This window comes from Streptomyces sp. NBC_00554, assembly GCF_041431135.1.
Lineage (GTDB): Bacteria > Actinomycetota > Actinomycetes > Streptomycetales > Streptomycetaceae > Streptomyces.
The window spans coordinates 7,171,730-7,197,756 of record NZ_CP107799.1 but is presented as its reverse complement, the minus strand read 5'-3'; the positions used below and the strand labels follow the sequence as shown (position 1 = coordinate 7,197,756).

The 26,027-nt window shown below is 69.9% G+C and carries 21 protein-coding genes, 1 other RNA gene and 1 pseudogene; 12 read left to right on the top strand and 11 right to left on the bottom strand.

The annotated features are described in order from the left end of the window. Positions 1–132: 132 nt before the first annotated feature. Positions 133–678 (bottom strand): hypothetical protein, encoded by a 546-nt coding sequence (locus OG266_RS31770; protein WP_371549859.1) that lies wholly within the window; start codon positions 676–678, stop codon positions 133–135. Then, a complete protein-coding gene (locus OG266_RS31765; RefSeq protein ID WP_371549857.1) occupies positions 675–1,856 on the bottom strand; it encodes a helix-turn-helix domain-containing protein in 1,182 nt (393 codons plus the stop codon). Before OG266_RS31765 ends, OG266_RS31770 begins: the two co-directional genes overlap by 4 nt. Positions 1,857–2,121: 265 nt before the next feature. On the opposite strand from OG266_RS31765, the gene OG266_RS31760 reads away from it, so the two are divergent. The 8 genes from OG266_RS31760 (at position 2,122) to OG266_RS31725 (ending at position 12,785) form a co-directional block, all read left to right on the top strand. Further along, positions 2,122–4,518, top strand: a complete 2,397-nt coding sequence (locus tag OG266_RS31760; protein WP_371549855.1) for an AAA family ATPase — start codon at positions 2,122–2,124, stop codon at positions 4,516–4,518. After that, positions 4,515–4,922: a hypothetical protein gene (locus OG266_RS31755; RefSeq protein ID WP_371549853.1), complete on the top strand. Its 408-nt coding sequence runs from the start codon at positions 4,515–4,517 to the stop codon at positions 4,920–4,922. The genes OG266_RS31760 and OG266_RS31755 overlap by 4 nt, the downstream gene beginning before the upstream one ends. A 40-nt stretch (positions 4,923–4,962) precedes the next feature. Beyond that, a complete protein-coding gene (locus OG266_RS31750; RefSeq protein ID WP_371549851.1) occupies positions 4,963–6,600 on the top strand; it encodes a hypothetical protein in 1,638 nt (545 codons plus the stop codon). Between the two features lie 51 nt (positions 6,601–6,651). Next, positions 6,652–6,942 carry a type II toxin-antitoxin system Phd/YefM family antitoxin gene (locus OG266_RS31745; RefSeq protein ID WP_371549850.1) on the top strand — a complete coding sequence of 97 codons (291 nt, stop codon included), beginning with the start codon at positions 6,652–6,654 and terminating at the stop codon, positions 6,940–6,942. Then, positions 6,935–7,387 carry a PIN domain-containing protein gene (locus OG266_RS31740; RefSeq protein ID WP_371549848.1) on the top strand — a complete coding sequence of 151 codons (453 nt, stop codon included), beginning with the start codon at positions 6,935–6,937 and terminating at the stop codon, positions 7,385–7,387. Before OG266_RS31745 ends, OG266_RS31740 begins: the two co-directional genes overlap by 8 nt. 115 nt (positions 7,388–7,502) lie before the next feature. Then, positions 7,503–9,335, top strand: coding sequence for a DUF4357 domain-containing protein (locus OG266_RS31735; RefSeq protein WP_371549846.1), 1,833 nt, complete (start codon positions 7,503–7,505; stop codon positions 9,333–9,335). Further along, positions 9,332–10,609 carry an McrC family protein gene (locus OG266_RS31730; RefSeq protein WP_371549844.1) on the top strand — a complete coding sequence of 426 codons (1,278 nt, stop codon included), beginning with the start codon at positions 9,332–9,334 and terminating at the stop codon, positions 10,607–10,609. The genes OG266_RS31735 and OG266_RS31730 overlap by 4 nt, the downstream gene beginning before the upstream one ends. A 40-nt stretch (positions 10,610–10,649) precedes the next feature. Continuing rightward, positions 10,650–12,785 (top strand): UvrD-helicase domain-containing protein, encoded by a 2,136-nt coding sequence (locus OG266_RS31725; protein WP_371549842.1) that lies wholly within the window; start codon positions 10,650–10,652, stop codon positions 12,783–12,785. 44 nt (positions 12,786–12,829) lie between these two features. Here OG266_RS31725 and OG266_RS31720 read toward each other — a convergent pair whose 3' ends face one another. The 5 genes and pseudogenes from OG266_RS31720 to OG266_RS31700 all read right to left on the bottom strand — a co-directional run bounded on the left by OG266_RS31720 (position 12,830) and on the right by OG266_RS31700 (position 18,036). After that, entirely contained in the window at positions 12,830–14,482 is a 1,653-nt protein-coding gene (locus OG266_RS31720) for an N-6 DNA methylase (RefSeq protein ID WP_371549840.1), read from the bottom strand. Between the two features lie 685 nt (positions 14,483–15,167). Then, an RNA gene (gene rnpB, locus OG266_RS31715) (RNase P RNA component class A) lies at positions 15,168–15,573 on the bottom strand. A gap of 118 nt (positions 15,574–15,691) precedes the next feature. Continuing rightward, positions 15,692–16,408: pseudogene (locus OG266_RS31710) on the bottom strand (DMT family transporter); the annotation flags it as partial. Between the two features lie 143 nt (positions 16,409–16,551). Next, entirely contained in the window at positions 16,552–17,373 is an 822-nt protein-coding gene (locus OG266_RS31705; protein ID WP_371549839.1) for an AraC family transcriptional regulator, read from the bottom strand. 84 nt (positions 17,374–17,457) lie between these two features. After that, on the bottom strand, positions 17,458–18,036 hold the full coding sequence (locus tag OG266_RS31700) for a Uma2 family endonuclease (protein ID WP_371549838.1): 579 nt from the start codon (positions 18,034–18,036) through the stop codon (positions 17,458–17,460). Positions 18,037–18,210: 174 nt separating this feature from the next. Between OG266_RS31700 and OG266_RS31695 the strand changes: the two genes are divergently transcribed. Both OG266_RS31695 and OG266_RS31690 read left to right on the top strand, forming a co-directional pair. After that, a complete protein-coding gene (locus OG266_RS31695; RefSeq protein WP_371549836.1) occupies positions 18,211–18,987 on the top strand; it encodes a MerR family transcriptional regulator in 777 nt (258 codons plus the stop codon). After that, positions 18,984–19,610, top strand: a complete 627-nt coding sequence (locus OG266_RS31690; RefSeq protein ID WP_371549834.1) for a hypothetical protein — start codon at positions 18,984–18,986, stop codon at positions 19,608–19,610. Before OG266_RS31695 ends, OG266_RS31690 begins: the two co-directional genes overlap by 4 nt. Here the strand turns inward: OG266_RS31690 and OG266_RS31685 are convergent. Further along, positions 19,561–20,991, bottom strand: coding sequence for an RNB domain-containing ribonuclease (locus OG266_RS31685; RefSeq protein ID WP_371549832.1), 1,431 nt, complete (start codon positions 20,989–20,991; stop codon positions 19,561–19,563). The genes OG266_RS31690 and OG266_RS31685 overlap by 50 nt on opposite strands. 122 nt (positions 20,992–21,113) lie before the next feature. Here OG266_RS31685 and yaaA point away from each other — a divergent pair, with 122 nt between their 5' ends. Together yaaA and eda are read left to right on the top strand one after the other, a co-directional pair. Next, entirely contained in the window at positions 21,114–21,914 is an 801-nt protein-coding gene (yaaA, locus tag OG266_RS31680; RefSeq protein ID WP_371549829.1) for a peroxide stress protein YaaA, read from the top strand. A 73-nt stretch (positions 21,915–21,987) separates the two neighbouring features. Next, a complete protein-coding gene (gene eda / locus OG266_RS31675) occupies positions 21,988–22,632 on the top strand; it encodes a bifunctional 4-hydroxy-2-oxoglutarate aldolase/2-dehydro-3-deoxy-phosphogluconate aldolase (RefSeq protein WP_371549828.1) in 645 nt (214 codons plus the stop codon). Between the two features lie 81 nt (positions 22,633–22,713). Here eda and OG266_RS31670 read toward each other — a convergent pair whose 3' ends face one another. From OG266_RS31670 to OG266_RS31660, 3 genes are read right to left on the bottom strand one after another with little or no spacing between them, the layout of a single operon-like run. After that, on the bottom strand, positions 22,714–24,192 hold the full coding sequence (locus OG266_RS31670) for a bifunctional RNase H/acid phosphatase (RefSeq protein ID WP_371549826.1): 1,479 nt from the start codon (positions 24,190–24,192) through the stop codon (positions 22,714–22,716). Positions 24,193–24,213: 21 nt separating this feature from the next. Beyond that, the gene (locus tag OG266_RS31665; RefSeq protein WP_326726228.1) at positions 24,214–24,957 is read right to left on the bottom strand and encodes a C4-type zinc ribbon domain-containing protein; all 744 of its coding nucleotides are present in this window, start codon (positions 24,955–24,957) and stop codon (positions 24,214–24,216) included. After that, a complete protein-coding gene (locus OG266_RS31660) occupies positions 24,954–25,805 on the bottom strand; it encodes a Nif3-like dinuclear metal center hexameric protein (RefSeq protein WP_326723494.1) in 852 nt (283 codons plus the stop codon). The genes OG266_RS31665 and OG266_RS31660 overlap by 4 nt, the downstream gene beginning before the upstream one ends. Positions 25,806–26,027: the final 222 nt, after the last annotated feature.

Below are 26,027 nucleotides of genomic sequence, written 5' to 3'. Positions count from 1 at the left end.
GGTCTGAAGACCGAGGGCAGGAACCCCGACTATCAAGAAGAGCGCCGAACCGTGGGCCCGTACACCGGTGAAGGTCAGGCAGATCCTGCTCGCCACCGGCGCGCACACCGGGCCACGTGCACCCTCACGGTCTCAGCGCAACAGATCATCCGCTCTGTGCGGAACACCTCGCAGGTGACGTCCGGCCTGTTCCATTCCCAGGAGGAGGCGGTGGCCGTCATCGGCCATGACGAGGCCGTCCACGACGGCTTCGCGCATGATGTCGACGGTGTCCTTGACGGTGATGCCCCTGCGGCGCGCGTAGTGGCCCGCTTCGCCATCGTCGGTGATCCACACAGAGCTCGCGAATCCGCTGCGATGCTCGATGACCACGAGCGTCTCCGCCTCACCCAGGTGCTGCAGGGGTCGGGACGGGGAGCCCGCGAAGACGACACGGCGGACGCGGTCCACCAGGGCGGTCTCGGCGGGGTCGTCGATCTCAATGGGCTCGCCGAGCCAGCCGTCGGCGGTCACCTGACTCAGCTTCGGCCAGTGCCGCGTCGACTGCTCGGCCTCGGCCGCGACGGCCTCCGTCCAACGGCCGCGACCGTCAAGGACCTTCTCCAGCAGGGTCAGACGGTCGACGGCGGCGAAATTGCACAGCACAGTGTTGTCGGGGAACCAACAGTGGCGCGTCATGGCTGGTAGACCAGGTCCCCTTCATCCACATCGGTGCTGGATGACGCGCCCTCTTGCGGAGCCGGTTCGGGTTCGAGCGCCTCGCGAATCCTGTCGACGTCCATGCCCGTGTATGCGGCCAGCGGGCGCAGGGTGGTGTCCCCCGCGAGGTACGCCTCATACAGCAACTGCGCCGGGCGGAAAGGCAATCGCTTGGCCTGCGACCACGTGGCACGGGCCTCGAAGAGGTCGCTCTGTCCGGTCAGCCAGTGACAGTCCTGCGTCGTGAGCCCGCGCAGCCTGTCGGCCGTCCCGGGGGCGATCACGCCCAACTGCGCGAGCCGTGCCGCGAGAGCGCTGGGAGACACCTGGAAGCTCACGACCAATGAGGTGAGTTGCTCGTCCGTGAGATCGCCTTCCCTCACCTCTGCGTCGATCTCACTCCGGGGCATCAGGAGATTCGCGGCGAACACGTTGGCGCGCACCTCGGTCAGGTCCTTCTGGCGTCCCGGGGACAGTTGAGTCTCTGTCAGCAGGTCCTGGGCGTCCCTGGCCAGAATGTGCCCGAGTTCGTGAGCGAGGGTGAATCGCTGGCGGGTCGGCACCTTCGTTCGCGCGACCATGACGAGTCGGAATCCGTCCGCCTGCCAGGCAGCGCCGTCGATTCCATCGGGCAGACCGATCTTCGCCACGTCAACACCGAAGGTGTGCTCCAGAGCCTGGAGCAGATCGGCGGTGTCCAGGCCGCCGATCGCTGGAGTGCCTGCGGCGGCGAGTCGGGTGAGTGCGTCCTCTGCGAGAGTCACGCCCTGGTCGACGTAACGCTTGAGGTCCGGGCGGACAGAGGGCAGCTCCGGCAGTTCGGGCGACAGGTCCAGGAGCTCCAGCACCTCGTGCGCCGTGGTGAACCTTTCGACGAGGTCCTTGAGCCTGTCGAGGCTGTGCTCGCCGACCGCGGGCGCGCTGGTGCGGGCCGCGATGGCGGGGCGCAGCGGCTCACGGCCGGTCAGCAGCCAGTCGACCGTGGTGTTGCCGTACTCCGCGATCCGGGCGAGATCGAGAGACGTGAACCTGCGGACACCACTGAGCGACTTCGACAACTTGTCGGGACTCAGCCCGATGCCCTCGGCGAACGCCGACTGGTTGACCGAGGCTTCGTCCATGACCTTGCGTACACGGTCCGTCACAGTTTCGCCCATGAGTTCACCATACGAGCGAGATGCGAAAATCGCAACACGGGCGGTCGGGACCGCCGGGCGCTGACACCTCGGGGATCCCCATGCGGGCTCGGCAGGTAAAACCTTAGAACATACGTACACATCTCTAGTTGCTGCGAATTTCATAAGTACGTTGACAGTGCTAACAGACGCACGTCATGCTCGTACCCACAATGGCGCACCGTCCCCTGGCGACACCTCGGGCACACCCGCCGCAGCCATCCAGCGCACCCGAGGAAGCCGAGCCATGAGCGACACCGCCCTGCGTGATCTCCTCCTCGCCCGCCTGCACGAATCCGGGCTGTCCGCGGAGGAACAGGCCCAGCTGCGCGATCTGCTGCCCGCCCCGCAGGAGCGGAGCGGCGGCAGTTCCGGAACCGTGTACATACGGTCCATCACCGCCGCCGGCTGGCGCGGCATCGGGCCCGCCGCCACTGTCCAGCTGCATCCCGGACCCGGGCTGACACTGGTGACGGGCCGCAACGGCTCCGGCAAGTCGAGCTTCGCCGAGGCCGCGGAAATGGCCCTGACAGGCGACAACTTCCGCTGGCAGGGACGCACTCAGGTGTGGAAGAAGGGCTGGCGCAACCTCCACGAGCACTCCTCGCCCGAGGTCGCTGTCAAACTCTGCTTCGACGCCGGCAGTGACGGCTCCAAGGAGCCCGTGACCGTACGCCGGGTCTGGCACGGCGAAGGGCTTGAAGAGTCCCGTACCGTCGTCGAACAAGCCGGAAAGCCCATCGGTGAAGACCTGCACGACGTGATCGACGCCGAACAGTTGTCGCTGTACCGGCCCTTCCTCCCCTACGCCCAGCTCGGAGCGGTCATCAACGGGCCGCTCACCACCCTGCACGACGAGATCTCCCGGATCCTCGGCCTCGAACTCCTCAGCGACACCGACACGGCGGCCCGGGCTCGGGCCAAGACCCTCACCGAGATCGAGAACGCGGCCAAGGCCCTCACCGCCACGGTGATCAAGGAGCTGTCGGAGGTGGACGACCCGCGCGCCGCGGAGGCCGTCGCCGCCCTCTCCGGCCGGAGCCCCGACCTCGACGTCGTCCGGGCCCTGCTGAAAGGCCACAGTGTCGCGGACGAGACGCACCTCTCCCGACTGCGTCGACTGGCCACTATGGAGAGTCCGGACCACCAGACGGTCACGAAGGCCGTGGCCCGGCTGCGCTCGGCGGCTGCCGTGGCCGACGAGGCCCGTCATGGCTCCGCCGAGGACGCCCGGCAGCTGATCAAGCTGCTTGAGGCCGCGCTGGAACACCGCCGTCGCCATCCCGGCATCTCCGACTGCCCGGTCTGCGGCAGCACGGATCTTCTGGATCGCGCCTGGGCGGAGCGGACGCGCGCGCAGGTCGAAAGACTCCAGGCGGAGGCGGCCGACGCCGAAACCGCACACCGCGAATTGGCGGCCTCCGTGCGGGAGGTGCACGACCTGGCGCAATCGCCTCCTGCCTGGCTCCAGGGCGACGAAGCCTCACTCGCCGCGCTCTGGCGCGATCTGACGGCCTGCCGCGCCGTACCTGAACCGCGTGAGCTGGCGGACCGGGCGGAACGCGCTGCGGCCGTCCTCAGTGACGCTTGTCTCCAGGTGCGCGACGCCGCCGCAGGCCGCATCACGGCGCAGGACGGGCGTTGGCAGCCCGTAGCGGCACGGCTGTCCACGTGGCTTGGGCAGGCGGAGGCCGCGCAGGCGGCGAAACCCGTCGCCAACCAGGTCAAGGCGGTACGCGCCTGGCTGCGCGCACTCACCGACGAGTTGCGGGAGGCCCGGTTCAAGCCGTTCGCCGACCAGTCCGGACAGATCTGGCGGCTGTTGTGCGAGCGCAGCAGCGTCTCGCTGGGTGCGATCGGGCTCACTGGCGTCGGCCCGCAGCGACAGGTCAGTCTTCCCGTCTCCGTGGACGACGCCGACGCGCCCGCCTTCGGCGTCATGAGCCAGGGCGAGCTGCACTCACTCGCCCTCTCCCTGTTCATCCCTCGCGCCACCCACCAGGACAGTCCGTTCGGCTTCGTGATCATCGACGACCCGGTGCAGTCCATGGACCCGGAGAAGGTGGACGGCCTCGCCAAGGTCCTCGATCTGTACGCCCGGCACCGGCAGGTCGTCGTCTTCACCCACGACGCCCGGCTCGGGGAAGCCATCGACCGCCTCGGCCTGCGAGCCACGGTCATGGCCGTCTCCCGGCAGCCCGACTCCGTCGTTGAAGTCGTCCCCGTCAGCGACCCGGTGAGCCAGGCGCTGGACGAGGCGAGGGCCGTCGCCCTCGACCCGCACCTGCCGCCGGAGGTGGCCGACCGGGTGCTGCCCTCGATGTGCCGCCTCGCCGTGGAGGCCGCTTACCAGGGCATCGCCCGGCGCACCCTTCACGAGGCGGGCTTGGAGCAGAGCAAGATTCAGGAGAAGGTCACCCGGCCCGGTCCCCTCACAAGCCTCGCCGCGATCGCGATGGGCATGGAAGGAGCACAACCGGCCGACGTACTCAACGCGATCGCACGCGATCACGGCGCGTCTGCACGGGACTTGATCCGGCTGCTGAACCAGGCCTCCCACCAGGCTCCGACCACGCCTGTCGGCGACCACCGTGATCTGGTCAGGCGTACGGAGCGGCTCGCCAAGGCGGTGCAGACCCGGTGACCGGTCGCACCCAGTCCTCCGCGCCCCGTGGTGGTCTCTCCACGAACGCTCTTGTCGCCGCCGCCGACCACCTGCTCAACCCACCGGGCGACACCACCCTCACCCCCGGTGTCCGAGCACGCGCCGCGGCGATGCTGCTCCGTCTGGCTCTCGACGAGACCCTCGACGCCTACTGGCAGACGGTCAGCCCTCGCATGACCCGCAGCCGCGGTCGCACCCGGATGCTCTGCCTGCAGTGGTACGTCACCCCCTCCGTCGCCCGCCAGTGGTACGCCGTCTGGTCCGGCCTCAGCGCCGCCTGCCATCACCACACGTACGAACTGCCGCCCACACCCGCCGAAGTGCGGGCCTGGCACCAGGACGTGAGTGAACTGCTGCGTGTCCTGGCCGCCGGCAAAGCCTGAGTCCCCGCCCCACCTCGCCACGCACGTCAGGAGTGACGCGATGGACGCCCGCCGTTACCGCATGGTGGTCACCAGCCAGGCCGACTACGTGAAGACCGGGGCGCTGGTCGACAAGCAGTTGCGCGACTGGCTCACCCAGCCGCCGAAGCAATACAACATCGATGCCTTCGTCGAGGGCCGCAACGAGATAGCCCACGGGGTCACCCTCGACCACGACTCGGTCACCGCCGCGAGCGGCACCTACGGACGGTGGCGGCTCCGGGAGACCGCGCCGGGCGGCACGTGGCAAACCACCGTGGTGACGCGGCAGATCGCCGACGGGCCAACCTGGGTGCAACTGGACGTCGAACACCTTCCCGACGACCCCGACGCGATTCCCGTACCCGCCAAGACACCCCGGCTGGCCAAGAGCCTGCTCGACGTGCTCGACGCACGCGATGGCCGGGCGGACGTGACCGCGATGCCTCAGGTCATCGAGGCCGAGGACGTCGAATCCGTCATCGACGAACTGTGCGACGCCGACCGGCGCCTGCCCGTCGTCATGGCGAGCACACCGTACGGTGTGGATTTCGACGCCTGGCTGGAAGGAACGGTCGACCCTCTTGTCCGCCCCCTGGCAGGGCTGGCCGTTCTCTACGTCCTCACACCGAGCGCCGAGTCGGCCCTCAACCGGGCGCTGGAATACCACCGTGTCTACAGCGGCGGCATCCGCACGTACCTGCCCGGAGTCGACCCGGCCTGGCCCGCCGACGGTCAGCGGCACCGTGTGATGTCCAAACGCCTGATCACCGAGAGGCCGCAGCAGGCCCGACGCATCCTGGCGCAGCTCCCGCAGAGCCTCGCCACCCGTCTGCCGCTGCCCGACGCACTGGACTCCGTACCCGTCATGCGGACGCGGGCCAGGGACGGTGTGGGCGGTTCCGAACTGGAGCGGCTGCGTGACGAGAACGACGTCCTGCTGGAGATCCTTGAGGAGGCGGGGCGCGAGCAGCGTGTCAGGGCCGACGAGATCAGCGACCTCAAGCGTGAACTCCGCCAGGCGGAGACCAACGAGACCCAACTCGTCGTCGACCACGACGAGCAGTACAAGGAGCTCCACAAGGCCAAGGCGCAGGTCCGGGAACTGCAGAAGCGGCTGCTGGAACTGGGCGCCGGAGAGCAGGCGTACGCGCCGGTGGATCTCTCCGCGAACGCGCCCACGTCCTTCGCCGAGATTCTGGACCGGATCGATGCCATGCCGCGCGTGCACTTCACCGGACGCCGCAAATACACCCTGGAGCTCGACGACCAGGCATACGGCTCGTCATGGGTCCGCATGGCCTGGGACGCCCTGCTGGCCCTCCAGGACTTCGCCGACGCGGCCTCGGCCGGAAAGGCGAACTGCGACTTCAAGCAATGGTGCGCCGACGCACCCGAGGGGTCACACGCCATCTCACCCCGCAAGGTCGTCCGGGACGAGTCGAAGACAGTGAAGACGAACGGCGCCTGGCGCAAAACGCGCACATTCCCGGTTCCCGACGGCGTGCATCCGGACGGCAAGGTCTTCATGGGCGCCCATCTGCGCATAGGCGGTGGCAACACGGTCGCGCCTCGTTTGCACTACTACGACGGGTCCTGCATCGAACACGGGATCCTCATCGGCTACATCGGTCCGCACCTCACCAACACCTTGACCTGAGGTGGAAGGCGGCCGCTCGCCGCCATGTAGAACGAGTAGTACGTTGGGGATATGAGTGACAACGCGGAGGTCCCGCTGAGGCAACTCAACCAGCAGACATCGCGGGTCCTGGCCCGTGTGGCAGCCGGGGAGACCGTGACCATCACCAAGGACGGGGTACCCATCGCAGACATCGCGCCCCGCGGTGCGCTGACGGGCCGGCCCGTCTACCCGTTCCGTACCGACCCCATGGGCGAGCTGGACCTTCCGGACCTGGGCGGCCCCGTGCTGGACGACGACGAGATCGAGGCGGTGCTGCGAGGCATGGGCATAGCCACCGACGGCTCGGGGACCGATGACTGACATTCCGGTCGCGATCGCTGGCACCAACGCCCTGTACCGGCTATTCACACCCAAGGATCCTCGCCACGCAGCCCACCGGGCTGCTGTCGCCCGGACAGGCCACCTGGTGGTGTCCTCCATGGTGCTCACGGAGCTCGACTATCTGCTGACCTCACGGATCGGCCCCGCAGCGGCCATGAACGCACTCGACTTCATCGCCGGCCAGGCGGAGGCCCGCCGGTTCGAAATCCCCGACACCGCGCCACATCTTCGGAGCGCCATGGCCGTGATGCGGGGGTACGCGGACGCGGACGGCGGGGCGGGAGTGGAGCTCGTCAACGCGATGAATGTCGCCCTGGCGTCGGCCTTCCAGACGGCGGACATGTTCACCACGGACAGCCACTTCCGCATGATCCGACCGCTCACCGGTCAGCCTGCCTTCCGCTTGCTCCCCGACGATCTGTAACGCCTCCTGGGGCGTAGCCGGCAACTGCCCGTACGGATCGGTGCTGTTGTCAGTGCGGCCCCCCTACTGTTGCAAGGGATCTTCAGTCGCTTTCTGTCGAGGGGGAGCAGGGACAATGGTGGACGAGCACACGAAGTATCCGGAGTTCCAGCTGCGGTTGCCCAATCGCGGGCCGACGGCCCTCGGACGGCAGACCGACGAGATGGGGACCAACGGCAGCCGGAAGTTCGTAGTCGGTGCGGGGCAGCCCGTGCGGCCCGAGGTGGTGCCGTCGTTCGCCACGCGCGTGGCTTCCGCCCACCGATTGCGCGAGGAGCTGATCCGACAGGGACAGATCGTGGCCTCGCAGAAGTGGCCGACCTGGCTGGAGACCGCCGGCACCATCACGTTCAACTCCTCCTCCGAGGCTGCGGCGGTGCTGACCGGCCGCAGCGCCAACGGCTGGGTCGACTGGAAGGCCGAGGACAACCGCCCCCTGGGTGACTTCATGCCCGGTGTATGGATGGGCCCCAACCGCCCCTGGCTGATCCGTGGTTCGAACGTCACCGGTCTTGACCTGGTCCAGCGCCTCTGGCTTCCCGAAGGCCGTGTCTCGCTCGCCGCCTCTCGACTCCGGCAGGGCGTGCGCCAAGGCACCAGCAAGGACGACCTGCGCACCTTCGTCCAGGAGGACTACGAGTCGACGGCCACATACGGCCAGAAGCAGCAGCTCGTCGAGGAGATGCACTCCTTCCTCTCCCGTATGAAGCCCGGCGACACGGTGTGCACGATCTCCGGTGGGCAGCTGTACGTCGGTGAAATCACCGGCGAGGCGGAGCAGACGGAGTCCGATGACCGGCGGTCCAACCTGCGCCGACCGGTGGACTGGCAGCCGACCGGATACCCGTACGACGATCTGCCGGAGGAGCTTCAGCAGAAGCTGTCGATCCAGCACGACGTCGTCGACCTCTCCGCGGTCCAGGCGCTCGTCGAAGGGCTCGGCCTGAGCGACGAGGAGCTGGTGGAGGAGGCCGAGGCCATAGAGCGCGATCCGAGTGGGGAGATCCCAGCCCTGGTCGCCCGTCGGGAGCTGGAATTGCCGGACCCCACGGACGAGCTGACGGCCGAGCTGCTGGTGCACGACACCGAGTGGCTGCGCGAGGTGCGCGATCTGCTCGCGGACGAGCGGCAGTTGGTGCTGTACGGCCCTCCGGGTACCGGCAAGACGTATCTGGCACTCAAACTCGCCGAGTTCCTGGGCGGCGGGCCCGAGCAGGTGAAACTCATCCAGTTCCATCCCGCGTACGCGTACGAGGACTTCGTCGAGGGGTTCCGGCCGAAGGAGGACCCGAAGACGAAAGAGGTCGCCTTCCGGATCACCGCGGGTCCCCTACGCGAGCTGGCCGCACTCGCGGGCCGCGAGGGCAACCGGCACATCCCGCACTTCCTGATCATCGACGAGATCAACCGCGCCAATCTGGCCAAGGTCTTCGGCGAGCTGTACTTCCTCCTCGAATACCGGAACAAGTCCGTTCAACTTCCTTACTCCGGCGACGACTTCGCGCTTCCGAAGAACCTGTTCGTGATCGGCACCATGAACACCGCCGACCGGTCGATCGCGCTGGTGGACACCGCGATGCGTCGCCGCTTCGCCTTCGTCGAGCTGTCTCCCCGCACGGAGCCGACGAGCGGGCTGCTGCGCCGCTGGCTGACCAAGGAGGGCAAGGACAGCGAGCCTGCCGATCTCCTCGACGCGCTCAACTCCCGGATCGACGATGCCGACTTCCGTATCGGGCCCTCATACCTGATGAAGAAGGGCGTCTACCGGGAGGGCGGTCTGGAGCGGACCTGGCGAACGAAGATCCTGCCCCTGCTGGAGGAACACCACTACGGGGAGGGCGTGGACATCGAGAAGAGGTACGGGCTGGCGGCGCTGCGGCAGTCACTGGTCCGGGAGTCACTGGGGTGACCGCCGGCACCGAGCCCGTACCGGCCGTCGAGCACGCATCGGCCGACGAGTCCGTGCATCTCGTCGAGCACGCACCGGCCGTCTCCGTGCCTCTGGCGGACACCGTCGGCCGCGCCCTCGCCGCCGCGCGCATCGTGGACGCCGCCCCCGATCCGTACACACCGGGCCGCTGGTCGCTGCGGGCCGGCAGCAAGGTCGGCGCTGTCGCCGTCGCCGTGCCGGGCGGCGGCAAGCCAGTCACCATCCGCATCACGCCGAAGGTGCCCGTCGCCCGGCTCTTCTTCCTGCTCGGCCACAGCCTTGACCCCAAAGGTGCCTGGCGCGACGGGCAGGTGTCCGTGGCCGAACACCGCGAAGTACTGCCCGCACTCGCCCACGCCGTGGAGCGGCAGGTGGACCGGGCCCTGCGGCAAGGTCTGTTGCAGGGATACCGGGCGACGGAGGAGACCGCCCTCGTCGTCCGCGGACGTATCCGGGAGGCCGAGCAGATACGGCGCCGCTTCGGCATGACGCTGCCGGTGGAAGTGGCGTACGACGAGTTCACCACCGACATCGCGGAGAACCGCATCCTGCGCGCCGCCGTCGAACGTCTGCTGCGCCTGCCGGGTGTCCCCCGCGAGGTGCGCCGCAGGCTGCTGCACCAGCGCGCCCGCCTGGCCGACATCACCACGATCGTGCGCGGCGAACCTCTCCCCGGCTGGCAGCCCACCCGTCTCAACTCCCGCTACCACCACGCCCTGCACCTCGCCCGCGCCGTCCTGGACGGAGCCTCCGCCGAACACGCGCCCGGCGGGCTCCGCGTCGACGGGTTCCTGTTCGACATGAACAAGCTCTTCGAGGACTTCGTGACGGTGGCGCTGCGGGAGGCGTTCCGGGGGACCGGGCACACAGCCCGTCTCCAGGATCCGCACCATCTCGACTCCGCCGCCGCGATCCGTATGAAGCCCGACTTCGTCCTGTACGACGCGAACGGGGCTCCGTGCGCGGTGGCGGACGCCAAGTACAAGGCGGAGAAGCGGGACGGCTATCCGGACGCCGACCTGTACCAGATGCTGGCGTACTGCACGGCTCTCGGCCTGCGCGAGGGACACCTGGTGTACGCGAAGGGCAACGCCTCTCATGCCGCCCACCAGGTGCGTCAGGCGGGCATCCTCCTCCACCAGCACGCCCTCGACCTCGACCAGGAACCCTCCGCGCTGCTCGCGGACATCGCGGCGGTCGCCCGGCGGATGACGGACACGGGCATACGGGCGGCGAACACCCCGCGCGTATGATCGACTGCGGAGTGTCCGTCCAGGGTGGGGAGTTCACCTCGTGCCGCAGCTCGCGTTCGCCAACAGTTTCTGGGAGAGCTACGACGTCCTGGAGAAGCCGGTCAAGGCCGGCGTACGCAAGGCGATGCAGAAGTTCCAGCTGCTCACCGTGCCCGAACTGCAGGCGGACAAGGGCCTCCATCTGGAGTCCGTGCAGAACGCGCAGGACACACGCATGCGGACCATCCGCATCAACGACTTCTGGCGCGGTGTCGTTCTCGCACCGGACGACGGCAGTGATGTGTTCCTGCTCGTCAACGTCGTGCGGCACGACGACGCGTACACCTGGGCGGCCAAGCGGCTGTACACGACGAACTCCGCCACGCGGGCGCTCGAAGTCCGCAACGTGGTCGCCATCGAGCAGTTGACCCCGGCTCTGGAGAAGGCTGCCGCGGCCGCCGGCTCCCTGCTCTTCGCGAAGTACTCGGACACCGTGCTGCGTGAACTCGGCATCGACAAGCAGGTGTTGCGGGCGGTACGGACCATCGTCGACAAGGCGCAGCTCCAGGCGTTCGAGACGCTCCTGCCAGAGGACCAGTGCGAGGTGCTGCAGTACCTCGCCGAGGAGTTCAGCCCCGACGACGTGTACCGGGACGTGGTCTCCGTACGCCGTCCGGTCGATGCGGGTCCCGACCCGGACGAGAGCCTGGCCGTCGTCATCGCCAACACCACGAGCCGCATCACTCTGGTCACCGGTCCCGAAGAGCTGGCGGACATCCTGGAGAAGCCGTTCACGGCCTGGCGCGTGTTCCTGCACCCCTCACAGCGGCGGGTCGCCTATCGCGTGTCGTACGGCGGTCCGGTCCAGATCACGGGCGGTCCGGGCACCGGCAAGACGGTCGCGGCCCTGCACCGCGTCAAGCACCTCTTGACGCGCTCTCCCGACACTCGGGTCCTGCTCACCACGTACACAAACGCTCTGGCCGCCTCGCTGCGCGAGAACCTGTCTCTGCTCCTGGACGGCGATGACGCGCTGCTCGGCCGCGTCGACGTGACGACGGTCAACGCCTACGCGCACGGCGTCGTGACCCGCCTGGACGGCAGGTCCCCCTCCCCCATGAATGATCGGGAGGAACGGCAGCTGTGGCAGCGTGTCGTCAAGCAGCTGGGGCTGCCGTGGTCGGAGCAGTTCCTGGCTCAGGAGTACCGACATGTCATCCTCGCTCAGGATCTGCGCACCTCCGACGCCTACCGCACCGCCTTGCGACGCGGTCGCGGGAGTGCGCTGCCGTCGGCTCGACGCGACCAACTGTGGTCAGCCATCGAGCTGTTCGAGTCGATGCTGCGTGCGCAGCAAGCCACCACGTACCTGAAGGTGTGCACACGTGCGGCCGACCTCCTGGCCGGTTCGGCGCCCACGCACGACCACGTCGTGGTCGACGAGGCCCAGGACCTGCACCCCGCCCAGTGGCGCGTGCTGCGCGGTGCGGTGGCACCCGGCAGCGACGACCTGTTCATCACGGGCGACCCGCACCAGCGCATCTACGACTCGAAGGTCTCGCTCGGATCCCTGGGCATCTCGGTGGCCGGACGCACCCATCGTCTGCGCATCAACTACCGCTCCACGGAGGAGATCCTCGTCTGGTCGACCGGCATCCTCAGCCCGGTGTCGGTCGACGATCTGGGCGGTGAGGGCAGCGACAGCCTGGCCGGTTACCGTTCCCTGCTGCACGGCCGAACCCCGCACACCGACGGGTACGGCTCCGAGCAGGTGGAGGTCGCGGCCCTCGTCGAGCGTGTCGAGGGCTGGATAGCGCAGGGCATCCGCCCTTCGGAGATCGGCGTGTGCGCCCGTTTCAACGTGCTGCTGGACAAGGCGTACGACAAGCTGGCCGCGGCCAAGGTGCCGGTGGCCCGGGTCAGGGACAACCCGGGACCGGCCGTGGAGGGGGTGCGGCTCGCCACCATGCACGCCATGAAGGGGCTGGAGTTCCGCTGCGTCGCCGTCCTGGGGGTGACGGCGGGCGCGGTGCCGTTCGCCCGTGAGGTGACGCCTGCCTCCGTGGACGCGCTGCAGCACGACTCGGATCTGCTGCGGGAGCGGTGCCTGCTCTTCGTGGCATGCACGCGGGCTCGGGAGGCGTTGGCGGTTTCGTGGAGTGGAACCGCCAGTTCGTTCGTGCCGCGCGTGAAATGACGTACCAGGCAAATTACGTGCCAGACAAGTGATGTGGTGATCTGTCAGTTCTCGGGTTCGAGCGCTCCGTTGCCCAGACCGTCCCTTGCCAAGCTCGCCACATCCCGGCTCAGCTCCACCACCCTCCGCGCCCGCTCCTCGAACTCCTGGAGCGCGCGAAAGGCCGACCCGTACCGGCGTTGATCGGTGATGGCCATCTGTGGGATGCGGGCGCCCTTGCCGTCGAGGCGGAAGGTACCGCTGGCGCTCGTGGAGCGCCGGGTGTTGGCCGCGCTGCGCAGGAAGCCCTGGAGGTAGTCGGTGTCGAGCTGGTCGCTGACCGAGACCGGTTCCGGATCTCCGTACTCGACGAGCCCGGCGCGGGCGAGGTCGGCAACGCTGACAGTAGGCCCGTCCAGGGAACTGGGGCCGTCCCCCGCGGCCAGCGCCGGCAGCAGCTCCGCCAGTAGCCGCACCTGCTCGGTCAACTCCCTTCGCAGGGAGTCGTATTCAACCGCGTAGTCGCGATGCGACTCCTCGACATGGCGGCCGGGTGTGAGATCCACCGTTTCGTCGAGCAGATCGATCAGGGAAACCTCCGCCAGCTGTCCTGGGGCCGGTTCCAGGGAGCCATCTGGATCACCCGCCGTCAGATCGACCATGCGAACGACGGTGACGGCATCACCCAGGGCCCGCGGGCGGCGCAGGTGCCACAGGTGAACCGGAAGTGCGTGCGAGGCCGCGGTGCCGGACGGAAGGGCGGTGACCTGGGTGAGGATGCCCCGTCGTACCAGCTCTGCGCGGATGCGACGGCCCGCCTTGCGGTAGGCCACCGAGGCGGGCATGACCATGAGAACGCGACCGCCGGGCGCGGTGTGCGCGTAGGCGTGCTGCAGCCAGGCGAGTTCGCCTTCGGCGCGCGACGGGATGCCGAACTCCCAGCGCGAGTCGAGCAGCAGGTCCTCGCGCCCCCAGTCGGGCTCACTGACCGGCGGATCGCAGACGACCAGGTCGGCCTTCAGATCCGCCCATCGGTCGTCGCGCAGCGAGTCTCCCGTGGCGACGACCACACCGGTACGTCCGATGAGGTCGGCCCGCAGTTGCGCGAACCGGGCACTGCGGGCGTCGGACTCCTGCCCCCGGCGCATGGGCCCGTGCTCGGGGCCGACGGCCGACAGCAGGGTGCCGATGCCGCAGGCCGGGTCGAACAGGGTCGCGTCGGAGGCCACCTCGCCGGCGAAGTGGCGTACGGCACGGACGATGCGCGGCGAGGTGACCTGGTCCGAGCCTGCCCGGCGTACAGAGTCGGTGAAGCGCTCCGCGAGGGCACTCACCACCTCGGCCGCACCACTGCTCTCGGCCAGCTCACGCGCGAGCCCGACGACATCAGCCGGAAGCCCCTCGGGCGCCTTCCCCTCGGCAAGGAGGCCGGCGGTATCCGCGAGCCCGCCGACCATGTCCTCACCGTAGACTCCGCGCAGCGCCTGCCACAGCTGCACGTCCACCGAGACGTCCTGCCCCTTGCGCTGCCTGTCCAGCCAGGTCTGCACCTCGGTCAGGTCGAACAGCGGACTGTTGACACCGCCACCGGCGGGCGCCGGGAAGTCGTCGTAGCGCCGCCGCCAGTTCGAGACGGCGGCGCGGGTGACGCCCGCCAGCCGGGCGATCTCGGAGCCGGTGACCAGCGGACCGGCCGGTGGGGCGGGGGTGTCCGTCATACGGGCAACCGTACACAAGATCGATCACGCCATCAATGCATGAATTCGTTGACGACGTCAACAACGCATTTAAACAGGTGGTCGTGTACCGAGCCTCCGGCCGCCCATTCATTCCTGGAGCGACTGGTCCGTAAGCACCTGTTCGGGCACCAGCGCACGGACGTTCTCGGGGACCAGCGGGGTACGGAGTTGATCTGGCCCCATGGCCGCCGAACCGGGGCTCGCGGAGCGGCCGCGGGCCTTCCTCGCGGCCGATTGTGGCCGTCGCTCCCCGCTGGTCAACGGCAGGGGCGGCAGCTATCGAGGAAGGGCCCACTCTGTCCGGCCTGGCGTACTGCTGGCAGGTGGTGCCAACTCCCATGCGTACAGGGGCTCGAAGCGCCTCGCTGCACGCCCCTTGGGGCCGGTCGTTGGTACCAAAAGAACTCCGTGAACTCCAACGGAAGTGCTTACAAACGTGCGGGTCTGCCTCACACAGACACAACAGTGCCGTGTCACACCCATCCGAACCAGCACGGAGCCGTCACGGGCCCCTCCGCTCCAGGGACTTTTCAGGGACTTTCAGCGCTGTCTGAGGGACTTCCGAGGGACTTTTCGCCGCCTGACGCGGCAAGCCCGTGAAAGACCGGAAAGGGCCTCCGACGCAGATCGGAGGCCCTTTCCAAGGCAAAGCCGCAGGTGGCGGCAGACGAGTCGGGCTATACGCCGGGTTCTGTCGCCCGACCGCCTCGCGGCGGCCGGGGAGACGGCCATCCATCTAGGGCCGGCGTTGCCGCCGGCCTCGTGCGGTCTACCCGCGGACTCGGGCGGGCAGCCCTCGAACGTCCGCGCAGAGTCGCTTTTTACGGCGGCTCCTTTTGACCTTGCTCCGGGTGGGGTTTACCTAGCCGCCTGAGTCGCCTCAGGCGCTGGTGGTCTCTTACACCACCGTTTCACCCTTACCGAGGACCGAAGTCCCTGGCGGTCTGTTTTCTGTGGCACTGTCCCGCGGGTCACCCCGGGTGGCCGTTAGCCATCACCCTGCCCTGTGGAGCCCGGACGTTCCTCGGGGAGGTTCACAAGAACCTCCACGCGGCCGTCCGCCCGGCTCGTCTGCCGTGTCGACCATGGTAGCGGGCGTGGGGCTCGTCTTGAGCCCGAGGCCGCCGTGGCCAGGAAGGAGCCCGCGAGGATCAGGGTGAAGGACACCGCGACCGCTGTGGTCAGGGACTCGTCCAGGAAGGTCACGCCTGCTATCACCGCGACCGCCGGGTTGACGTACGTGAAGACCATCGCCCGGGTCGCGCCCGCCTCGCGGATCAGTTCCAGGAAGACGACGAAGGCGAGGGCCGTGCAGATGACTCCCAGGCCCGCGAGGGAGGCCAGGACCGATGGCGAGGGGGCCTCGGACGGCCAGGTCAGCGCTGCCGCGGGGGCGTACACCAGGGCCGCGAGCAGCAGGCACGGGGCTATCAGCTGGAGTGTGGGGACCGGCTTCAGGTAGTGCGCGACGATCAGGGGGGCGGTCGCGTAGCCGAGGACCGTGATCAGCATCTCCGCGAGGGAGCGGGCGTCGCCGCCGGTGAGGTGCGGGACGGTCAGGACCGCTACGCCGGCCAGGCCCAGGCCGAGGCCGGTGATTCGGCGGGTGCCGAGGCGTTCGGTGTCGCCGAAGAAGCGGGCCAGGACGACTCCGACGATCGGTACGCCCGCGATCAGCAGGCCGGCCGTGGAGCTGGAGAGGTGGCGTTCCGCGTCCGTCAGCGTCCACCAGGGGCCGATGATCTCGATGACGGCGAAGGCCAGCATCGGGCGCCAGTGTGTCCGTACGACGCGGATCAGGCCCCCTTGCCGTACGGCGAAGGGGAGAAGGAGCGCGGCGCCCAGCGCACAGCGTGTGAAGACGACCATCGACGGGGAGACGCCGTCCACCGCCACTTTGATCATCAGGTAGGGGATGCCCCAGAGGACTCCCATCAGGGAGAAGAGAAGCCAGCCGCGTGCAGTCATGGGGGCAGTCTCGGGGCGGGGCGACGGGTGTGTCTTGAACGCTGTTGCGCCAGCCCATCCGGTGCTGGGGTCGCGAAGAGCTACGCCGCCGGGAACACGCTCATGCGGTACGCCGCCGGAGTCACCCCCACCACCCGCCGGAACCACCGCGTCAGATGCGCCTGATCCGCGAAGCCCACCAGGCCCGCCACCTCTGCGGGGCGCCGCCCAGCCTCCAGGAGACCGCGGGCCTGCGTCACCCGGTGCTGGGCGAGCCAGGCGTACGGCGGCATCCCCATCGTCGTACGGAAGGCGCGCAGGAGTTGGTAGCGGGAGAGGCCGAGGTCGGCGGCGAGGGCGGCGAGTGAGGGCGGGCTCTGCAACTCGTCGGCAAGGCGGTCGCGTACCGCGTGGGCTATGTGGCCGGCGCCCGGGATCGTGTCGCACACCGGGCGGGCCGTGGAGTGGCGGCGGGCGAGGGCGGTGAGCAGCCATGGGAGGCGGGACTCGGCCTCCAACGGGTCGGGGCAGGCGCTGAGTTCGGTGTGTGCGGTACGCAGGGCCGCGGCCAGTTCGGGGTCGTCGAGGAGCGGTTCGCGGAAGTGCGGGAAGGTCAGGGTGCCCTCGGTGAGGAGGGAGGCGGCCGGGTACATGGCGCGGTACGCGTAGCCCTCGCACTCGGCCGGCCCGCCGGTGTGCGCCTCGCCGGGGGCGAGTACGACGATCGATCCCGGGCCGGTGCGGATCCGGCCGCCGCGGTAGTCGATGAGCTCGGCGCCGCGGACGCAGACGCCGACGGTGAACTCCGCGTGGGCGTGCGGGGCGTAACGGTGCCGGTCGAAGCGGGCGGTCAGTAGATCGAGCGGGCCCCCGTCCCGCCCAAGGGTGGCCCGGGTCCAGAGGGCCTGCTCACGTCCGCTCACCCGTACCCCTCGCCACCTCGGCTCGCTGTCAGAGGTGCAACGCCTGACCGCCCCTCTTCCATACCGCGGCGGGGGGCGAGGGGCTCAGAGGAAGTCCGTCGTGTCCAGCTCGAAGGCGAACGGTTCCGGGAGGGCGAGCGGCTTGCCGAAGGGAAGCGTGCAGTGTTGCCGGTAGTCGTCCCGTTCCGGGTCGCTGAACAGCGTCACCGAGGAGGCCTCGCGGTCGACGAGCAGGTAGAGCGGGATGCCGCCGCGGGCATAGCAGCGGCGCTTGGCCTCCCGGTCGGCTACCGGCTTGGTGGACGTGACCTCAAGGACCATGGCAACGCCGTCACATGGCATCCAGGAGTCGGCGCCCCGGTAGAGGCGCAGTTCCTCGGGGGCGAAGGTGCCGTCCGGGATCGCGTGGTTCTTCGGGCAGGCGCCGCCGCTCCTCAGTTTCAGGCCCTTGTTCCCGGAGAACTGCATGTCGGTCGTGGATCGCCTGATCACCTGGCTCACGATCAGGCCGATGTAGTCCTCGTGGTCCCCGTCCGGCGGCGGCGTCACGACAATTTCCCCCTCGATCAGTTCCGCCCGGAACCCCTCCGGGGTGTCCAGGGCCAGAAAGCCCTCCAGCAGGACCTCCGCCTGCGTGAGCGACTCATGCGCCATGGCAGTCATGTCACGCCCCTCCTTCGGTCGCTCGCCAGACTGGGACATCGGGGGATCACCCGTCCAAGAGATCGGGAACTGTTCCCTCGATCGTGGCACACGACCACCGACCCCGTCAGGCTTCGCCCGTCCGCCACGAACGTCGCTTGACCCTGCCGCAACGTCAACGTTTCTACTGGAGTCATGCGGATCGGAGAACTCGCCACGGCCGTCGGTGTCACGACGCGGACCGTGCGGCACTATCACCACCTCGGGCTGTTGCCCGAGCCCGAGCGGCGGCCCAATGGGTACCGCGAATACGGGCTGCGGCACGCCGTCGTCCTCGCGCGGATCCGGCGGCTGACCGAGCTGGGGCTCGGGCTCGCCGAGGTACGGGACGTACTGGCGGACGACGCGGGGCGCGAGCTCGCCGAGGTGCTCGCGGAGCTGGACGAGGATCTGGCGCGGCAGGAGGAGGCGATCCGGGAGCGGCGGGAGCGGTTGCGGGCGCTCATGCACGAGGGGGTGCCGCCGGAAGGGCCCGTCTCGCCCGAACTGACCGCGCTGTTCGGCGAGATGGCGCACGGCACGGGGCACGGACCCGAGTCCGCCATGGCGGCGAAGGACCGCGAGATGCTGGCGCTCATCGATACGACGGCCGACCCGGAGGACCGGGACCGGCTGCTGGCAGCGCTGCGCGCGGCGTTCGCGGCGCCAGGTGCGGTGGAGCGTGCGCACAAGGCGTACGCGCTGCTCGACGAGCTGGCGGACGCGGATCCCGGCGACCCGCGCGTGGACGAGGCCGCACGGGCGCTCGCCGACAGCATGCCGGAGGACCTGCTGCCCAGCGGCGACGTGGACCAGGACAACAGTTTCCTGCGCGCCTTCTTCGCCGACTTCCCGCCGGCCCAGGCGGAGGCGATCCGCCGCACGATGCGGATGGTCGCGGAGCGACAGCGTACGGAAGGGAGTTCACCATGAGGGCCGTGTACGGACTGCTACGGCTGCTTCGGCGGCTGGTCGCCCACGAGCTGCGGCTGATCGCGAGCCTCTGGCGGTGGGTGGCCCGGCGGCCGCCGCACGGAGTGGGCGAGGGGCGCGGTTTCGGTCATGCGCGTGGGCAGGCCGCGATGATGTTCGGGTTCGCGTTCGTCTGCGTCGTCGAGAGTGTCGGGATGTCCGTGCTGCTGCGCGACTATCCCGTCACGCACCAGGTCGTCCTCGTCCTCGACGTCTACACGGTGGTCTTCGTGCTCGGCCTGTACGCGGCCGGCGTGACCCGGCCCCACGTGCTGGACTCCACCGCCCTGCGGGTGCGCAACGGCGCCCATGTCGACCTGCGGATACCGCTGGAGGACATCACCGCCGTACGCCGCGAGATGCGCTTCACCCACGAGCGGGCCGACGGCGAACTGAACCTCCCCGTGAGCGCGCAGACCGAGGTCACTCTCGAACTCGCCAACCCCGTACGGCACTTCACCTTCATGGGCCGGGAGCAGACCGTACATCTCGTACGTCTCCACGCGGACGATCCCGACGAACTGGTCCGGAGCCTCACGCAGGCGCGAACCGCACTTTCGCCGCTCCCGGATCAGCCTGCGTGAGCCGCACCCGCAGCCGCTCCCCCAGTGGCAGCGGTGCGGGCCCGCCCACCAGCCGGGCGAACACCGCCGGAGACTCCAACTGGACGGTCCCGACGGTGGGTTCACGCTCCTGTACGTCCACCACGCAGCCGTCGAAGACCTCGCCGACCCGGTCCTTGAGCAGCGCGGCCTCCACGATGTCGACGCACTCGCGCTCGACGGTGCCCTGACGCCGGGTGCCGTCGGCCATCTCCTTGGGGAGTTCGGCGAGGGCGGCCAACACCCAGTCGGGGGGCGACTGTTCGGCGACGGCGGCGAGGCAGATCTCGGAGGCGTAGCGGTCGGCGAGGCGGCGCAGTGGTGCCGTGCAGTGGGCGTAGGGCGCGGCGACGGCGGCGTGCGAGGTGACCTCAGGGAGGACGCCGTCCCGGAACACGGTGTAGCCCGCGCCGCGCAGCAGCGTCGTGCACTCCTGGAGGAAGGCCGCGTGGTGCGGCCGGTGCGGGTCGAGGGAGCGGATGAGTCGCGCGTACGAGACGTGGTGCGGCCATTCGATGTGCAGGGCCTTGGCGGTGCGGCGGAGCCGGCCGACCGCGCCGTCGGGTGCGGCGGGGAGGGTGCGCAGGACGCCGGTGCCGTGGGCGAGCATGAGATCGGCCGCGGCCATCCCGGTGAGCAGGGAGATCTGCGCGTTCCAGCCGTCGGCGGGGAGCGGGGCGCGGTAGGCGAGTTCGTACGTCCCGTCCTTCTCGACGATCTCCTGCTCGGGCACGTTGAGCGAGATGCCGCCCCGCTCCACCTCGAGCCCCTCGCGGAGCAGCCCGACGACCTTCAGCAGCGCGAGCGGCTCCTCCGCCGTCCCGTCGTCGATCCGCCGCTGTACATGCGCGTAGTCGAGCTTGGCGCGGCTGCGTACGAGGGCACGGTGGACGTCGACCGTCTCCGTACGGCCGTCCGCGTCGAGGTCGATGGTCCACAGCACGGCCGGGCAGGTCTGGTCCGGGAGCAGGCTGGCGGCGCCCTCGGAGAGCCGGGCCGGGTGCAGCGGGACCTTTTCGTCGGGGAAGTACAGGGTCGTCACGCGGTGGTGGGCCTCGGCGTCCAGGGCGCCGCCGGGTGCGACGAACGCGGCGACGTCGGCGATGGCGTACCGGACGCGGAAGCCTCGCTCGCGGCGTGAGAGGTGCATCGCCTGGTCGAGGTCGTTGGAGGTCGGCGGGTCGATCGTGAAGAGGCGGATGTCCGTCGCGTCGCGGGCGGGCAGGCGGGGTGGCCGCGCGGCTTCCTCGAGCACTTCGGGCGGGAAGCTCTCGGGCACGTCGAGCTCGGTACGCAGTGCGCGCAGGGCGGCCCGCAGGGGGGCCTCGGCTGCGCCGGTGACACGGATGCGACGGCGAGGCATGGGTCGAGCGTAGGCCGCGCCGCATCGGGCGGCACGCCGACGCCGCACAAGGCGGCACTCCGAACGCTTTCAGACACCCCTTAGGCTGGCCCGGGCCAATTCCACCGTAGGGAGATACCACCGTGCTCGTGCTGCTGCCGCCCTCCGAAGGCAAGGCGCCCTCCGGCCGGGGAACCGCGCTGAAGCTGGAGTCGCTGTCGCTGCCGGGACTCACCGAGGCGCGTCAGGCGGTCCTCGACGAGCTGGTCGAGCTGTGCGTCGGCGACGAGGAGAAGGCCCGCGAGGTGCTCGGGCTGAGCGAGGGCCTGCGCGGCGAGATCGCCAAGAACACGGAGCTGCGGACGGCGGGCGCGCGCCCGGCCGGGGAGATCTACACGGGGGTCCTGTACGACGCCCTGGACCTCGCCTCCCTCGACCCGGCGGCCAAGCGGCGCGCGGGCCGCTCCCTCCTCGTCTTCTCCGGCTTGTGGGGCGCGGTTCGGGTGACCGACCGGATCCCGTCATACCGCTGCTCGATGGGCGTGAAGCTGCCCGCGCTGGGGGCGCTGGGCGCGTACTGGCGTACGCCGATGGCCGCCGCGCTCCCCGAGGCGGCCGGCGACGGCCTCGTCCTCGATCTGCGGTCCTCCGCGTACACGGCCGCCTGGAAGCCGAAGGGCGAGGTCGCCGAGCGGACCGCGACCGTGCGGGTGCTCCACTCGCAGCTCGTGAACGGGGTCGAGAAGCGGTCGGTCGTCAGCCACTTCAACAAGGCGACCAAGGGGAAGATCGTGCGCAGCCTGCTCATGGCGGGGGCTGCGCCGAAGACTCCGGCGAAGCTGGTGGAGGCGTTGCGGGATCTCGGGTACGCGGTGGAGGTGGCGGCGCCCGGGAAGGCGGGCAGGCCTTGGGCGCTGGACGTGGTGGTGACGGAGATCCACTGAGGCCTCATTGACTCCATTGCAGCATGCGCAATGACCTTTGCGCATGCTGCACACCCCAGGCAGGATGAGCGGCATGACTTCGCCGCTGCCCTCATCTCCGCATGCCTCCGTGCTGGACCTCGCTCCGGTCGTCCCCGTCGTCGTGGTCACGGACGCCGCCGACGCCGTGCCGCTCGCGCGGGCGCTGGTCGCGGGCGGGCTGCGTGCGATCGAGGTGACGCTGCGGACACCGGCGGCGCTCGACGCGATCCGGGCGGTCGCGGCGGAGGTGCCGGACGCGGTGGTGGGTGCCGGGACGGTTCTCTCGCCGGCTCAGGTGGATCAGTGCGTGTCCGCGGGGGCGCGCTTTCTGGTCAGCCCGGGCTGGACGGACGTACTGCTTGCCGCAATGGAGGGGTCCGGGGTGCCGTTCCTGCCGGGGGTGTCCACGACGTCCGAGGTCGTGGCGCTGCTGGAGCGGGGGGTGCGCGAGATGAAGTTCTTCCCGGCGGAGGCGGCGGGCGGTACGGCGTATCTGAAGTCGCTGGCGGGGCCGCTGCCGCAGGCTCGGTTCTGCCCTACGGGCGGTATCGGGCCGGTCTCCGCGCGGGAGTATCTGGCGCTGCCCAACGTCGGGTGTGTGGGCGGGAGTTGGATGCTTCCCGAGGACGCGGTCGCTGCGCGGGACTGGGGGCGGATCGAGTCGCTGGCGCGGGAGGCGGCTGCGCTACGGCCTTGATACCGGTCCCCCTCAGCGGAGGGCTACGGCCTTGATGCCGGCCCCCTCAACGGAGGGCTACGGCTTTGACACCGGCCTCCCTCAGCGGAGGTGGGACGTGTCGTTGAACAGGCGCAGGCTCGCGTTGCCGTCCGCGTAGTACGCCACCGCGGAGAGGGAGGCCGCGGACAGCTCCATGCGGAACAGGGACTCCGGCGGGGCGCCGATCGCGAGGCGTACGAGGGTCTTGATCGGGGTGACGTGGGTGACGAGCAGGACCGTGCGGCCCGCGTACGCGGCGATGAGCTTGTCGCGGGTGATGGCCATACGGCCGGCGGTGGCCTCGAAGCTCTCGCCGCCGCCGGTGGGTTCGGCCTGCGGCGACGCGAGCCAGGCGTTCAGGTCGTCGGGGTAGCGGTCCCGTACCTCGGCGAAGGTCAGGCCCTCCCAGGCGCCGAAGTCCGTCTCGCGGAGGCCGTCCTCGACGGTCACGTCGAGGCCCAGGCGGGCGGCTACGGCTGCGGCGGTCTGCCTTGTGCGGGTGAGGGGGGATGCCACGATCGCCTGGATCGTGCCGCGGGCGGCCAGTGCGGTGGCGGCTCGTTCGGCCTGGTCTCGGCCCACGTCCGACAGGGACGGGTCCGATCCGCCGCTGCCTGAGAATCGCTTCTGGGGGGTGAGGGGGGTCTCGCCGTGGCGTAGGAGTACGAAGGTGGCGGGGGCGCCCATGTCCGGGGCGGTGCCCCAGCCGGTTGTCGGCGCCGTCGTTGCCACGTTTCGCGCGGCGCGTACGTCGGCTTCGGTCTTTGCGGCGGTGCCGCCGGACGGGGGGCTGCCGGGGGTCTTCGGAGTGCGGGTCGTTGGGGGCTGGTCGCGCAGTTCCCCGCGCCCCTGAGGAGCCGGCGCCTCTGCGGCTGCGCCGCCCGATGACGGGGGGCTGCCGGGAGTCTTCGGAGTGCCGGCCGTCGGGGGCTGGTCGCGCAGTTCCCCGCGCCCCTGGAGGGGCGCTCCTGAACCCGGTGTGTCAGAGGGCATCGACCCTGCCATTGCCGCCCTTACCTTTGCCGCGCCCGCCGTTGCGTCCCCGGGTGGGCCCGAGGGGTCAGGCGCAGCCGACCTCGCTGCCCTCGCGTCCAGTTCTGCCGTCGACGCCGACGGGGACCACTGTTCGCCGCGCTTTCCCGCGTCCATCGCCTCGTTGGCGAGTCGGTCCGCGTGTTTGTTCTGCTCTCGCGGGATCCACTCGTACGTGACCTGGGACGGGGGGAGGATGCTGGCCGCCTCTGCCGCCAGGGGTTTCATGTCGGGGTGTTTGATCTTCCAGCGGCCCGACATCTGCTCGACTACGAGCTTGGAGTCCATGCGGACGCGGATGGAGGCGGAGGGGTCGAGTGCGCGGGCCGCCTTGAGGCCGGCGATCAGGCCCCGGTACTCGGCCACGTTGTTGGTGGCGACGCCGATGTACTCGGCGGCCTCCGCCAGGGTCTCCCCGGTGGCCGCGTCGATGACCACGGAGCCGTAGCCCGCGGGTCCCGGGTTGCCCCGGGAACCGCCGTCGGCCTCGACGATGAACTCCCGCACCGCACAAGCTCCTTACAGGTCTTACAGGCCGGACTCGGACGTGCGCACCAGGATGCGGCGGCAGTTCTCGCAGCGGAGGACGGTGTCCGGGGACGCGGCCTTCACTTCGTTGACCTCGGTGATGTTGAGCTCGAGGCGGCAGCCCTCGCAGCGGCGCTGGTAGAGGCGGGCCGCACCGACGCCGCCCTGCTGCTGGCGCAGCTTGTCGTAGAGCTTGAGGAGGTCGGCGGGGACGGAGCCCGCGATGACCTCGCGCTCCTTCGTCGCGGTGGCCACCTCGCCGTCGATCGACTCGAAGGCGGCGTCGCGGCGCGCGGTCGCGTCGTCGATCTTCGACTGGACGGAGGAGACCCGCCCGGTCAGCTCGGTGGACCGCTCCTGCGCGGACTCACGGCGTTCCATGATCTCCAGGACGACGTCTTCCAGGTCGCCCTGCCGCTTGGCGAGGGAGGTGATCTCGCGCTGGAGGTTCTCCAGGTCCTTGGGGGACGACACGGCACCCGAGTCGAGGCGCTTCTGGTCGCGGACGGCGCGCTGGCGCACCTGGTCGACGTCCTGCTCCGCCTTGGTCTGCTCGCGGGCGCAGTCACCCTCCTCGGTCTGCGCGGCGACGAGCAGGTCGCGCAGTTGAGTGAGGTCCTTGTTCAGCGACTCGATCTCGGTGTGCTCGGGCAGCGACCTGCGCTTGTGCGCCAGCTGCTGAAGGCGCGCGTCGAGGGACTGGACGTCGAGGAGTCGGATCTGGTCGGCGGGCGCGGCGTTCAGTTGGGGGCTCCTGATGTATCGGTAGTCGAGGCCGCGTGGGCGGTCCAGGGGTCGGTGACCGTCTTGGAGACGTGGACGCGGAGTCCCCATCCCTTCCGGTCGGAGATCTCGTCGAGCTGGGCGGCGGCCAGCTCGCACCAGGGCCACTCGGTGGCCCAGTGCGCCGCGTCGAGCAGCGCGAGAGGACTGTGGGCGCGGGCTTCGGACGCCGGGTGGTGGCGCAGGTCCGCGGTGAGGAAGGCGTCCACGCCCGCGGCGCGTACGTCGTCGAAGAGGCTGTCGCCGGAGCCGCCGCTGACCGCGACGGTCCGTACGAGGGCCTCGGGGTCGCCCGCGACACGGATGCCCTGCGCGGTGGCGGGCAGCCGCTCGGCGGCGCGGGCGGCGAGTTCGCGGACGGTGAGCGGGTGGTCCAGCTCACAGACGCGGCCGAGGCCCCGGCGGCCTTCCGGGTCGGTCGGGTCCGGCACGAGGGGGCGTACGACCCGGAGGTCGAGCGCGCCCGCGAGGGCGTCGGAGACTCCCGGATCGGCGCGGTCGGCGTTCGTGTGGGCGACGTGCAGCGCGATGTCGTTCTTGATCAGGGTGTGCACGGCGCGGCCCTTGAAGGTGTCGGCCGCGACCGTCGTCGTACCGCGAAGGTAGAGCGGGTGGTGGGTGACGAGCAGGCCGGCGCCCAGTTTCACCGCCTCGTCGACGATGTCCTGGACGGGGTCGACGGCGAACAGTACGCGCGTGACCTCCTGGTCGGGGTCGCCGCAGACCGTGCCGACCGCGTCCCATCCCTCGGCCCGCTCCGGGGGCCAGAGGGCGTCGAGCGCGGCGATGACTTCAGACAGACGGGGCACGGGGAAAGGCTACCTGGCTCACGCCGGTCCCCCACCGGCCGCGGGCCACTCCGCCAGGACACCGGCGACGGATAGGCCGGCCCCCGGCGACGGACGGGCCGCGGTCACCCCGCTCCCCTCTCCTGTTCCCTCCCCCGCCGCCCGTCCCGTTCAGCACATCCGCCCCCGTTCCCTCAGGCGAATCGGGACATGGCCACCCTTATGTGTGAAACGTGCGCCCGC

What these genes read in the sequence shown, in the direction of transcription:
- OG266_RS31770 (WP_371549859.1), bottom strand. Translation starts at nt 678, where the DNA reads ATGACGCGCCACTGTTGGTTCCCCGACAACACTGTGCTGTGCAATTTC.
- OG266_RS31765 (WP_371549857.1), bottom strand. Translation starts at nt 1,856, where the DNA reads ATGGGCGAAACTGTGACGGACCGTGTACGCAAGGTCATGGACGAAGCC.
- OG266_RS31760 (WP_371549855.1), top strand. Translation starts at nt 2,122, where the DNA reads ATGAGCGACACCGCCCTGCGTGATCTCCTCCTCGCCCGCCTGCACGAA.
- OG266_RS31750 (WP_371549851.1), top strand. Translation starts at nt 4,963, where the DNA reads ATGGACGCCCGCCGTTACCGCATGGTGGTCACCAGCCAGGCCGACTAC.
- OG266_RS31745 (WP_371549850.1), top strand. Translation starts at nt 6,652, where the DNA reads ATGAGTGACAACGCGGAGGTCCCGCTGAGGCAACTCAACCAGCAGACA.
- OG266_RS31740 (WP_371549848.1), top strand. Translation starts at nt 6,935, where the DNA reads ATGACTGACATTCCGGTCGCGATCGCTGGCACCAACGCCCTGTACCGG.
- OG266_RS31735 (WP_371549846.1), top strand. Translation starts at nt 7,503, where the DNA reads ATGGTGGACGAGCACACGAAGTATCCGGAGTTCCAGCTGCGGTTGCCC.
- OG266_RS31720 (WP_371549840.1), bottom strand. Translation starts at nt 14,482, where the DNA reads ATGACGGACACCCCCGCCCCACCGGCCGGTCCGCTGGTCACCGGCTCC.
- OG266_RS31700 (WP_371549838.1), bottom strand. Translation starts at nt 18,036, where the DNA reads ATGACTGCCATGGCGCATGAGTCGCTCACGCAGGCGGAGGTCCTGCTG.
- OG266_RS31695 (WP_371549836.1), top strand. Translation starts at nt 18,211, where the DNA reads ATGCGGATCGGAGAACTCGCCACGGCCGTCGGTGTCACGACGCGGACC.
- OG266_RS31690 (WP_371549834.1), top strand. Translation starts at nt 18,984, where the DNA reads ATGAGGGCCGTGTACGGACTGCTACGGCTGCTTCGGCGGCTGGTCGCC.
- OG266_RS31685 (WP_371549832.1), bottom strand. Translation starts at nt 20,991, where the DNA reads ATGCCTCGCCGTCGCATCCGTGTCACCGGCGCAGCCGAGGCCCCCCTG.
- eda (WP_371549828.1), top strand. Translation starts at nt 21,988, where the DNA reads ATGACTTCGCCGCTGCCCTCATCTCCGCATGCCTCCGTGCTGGACCTC.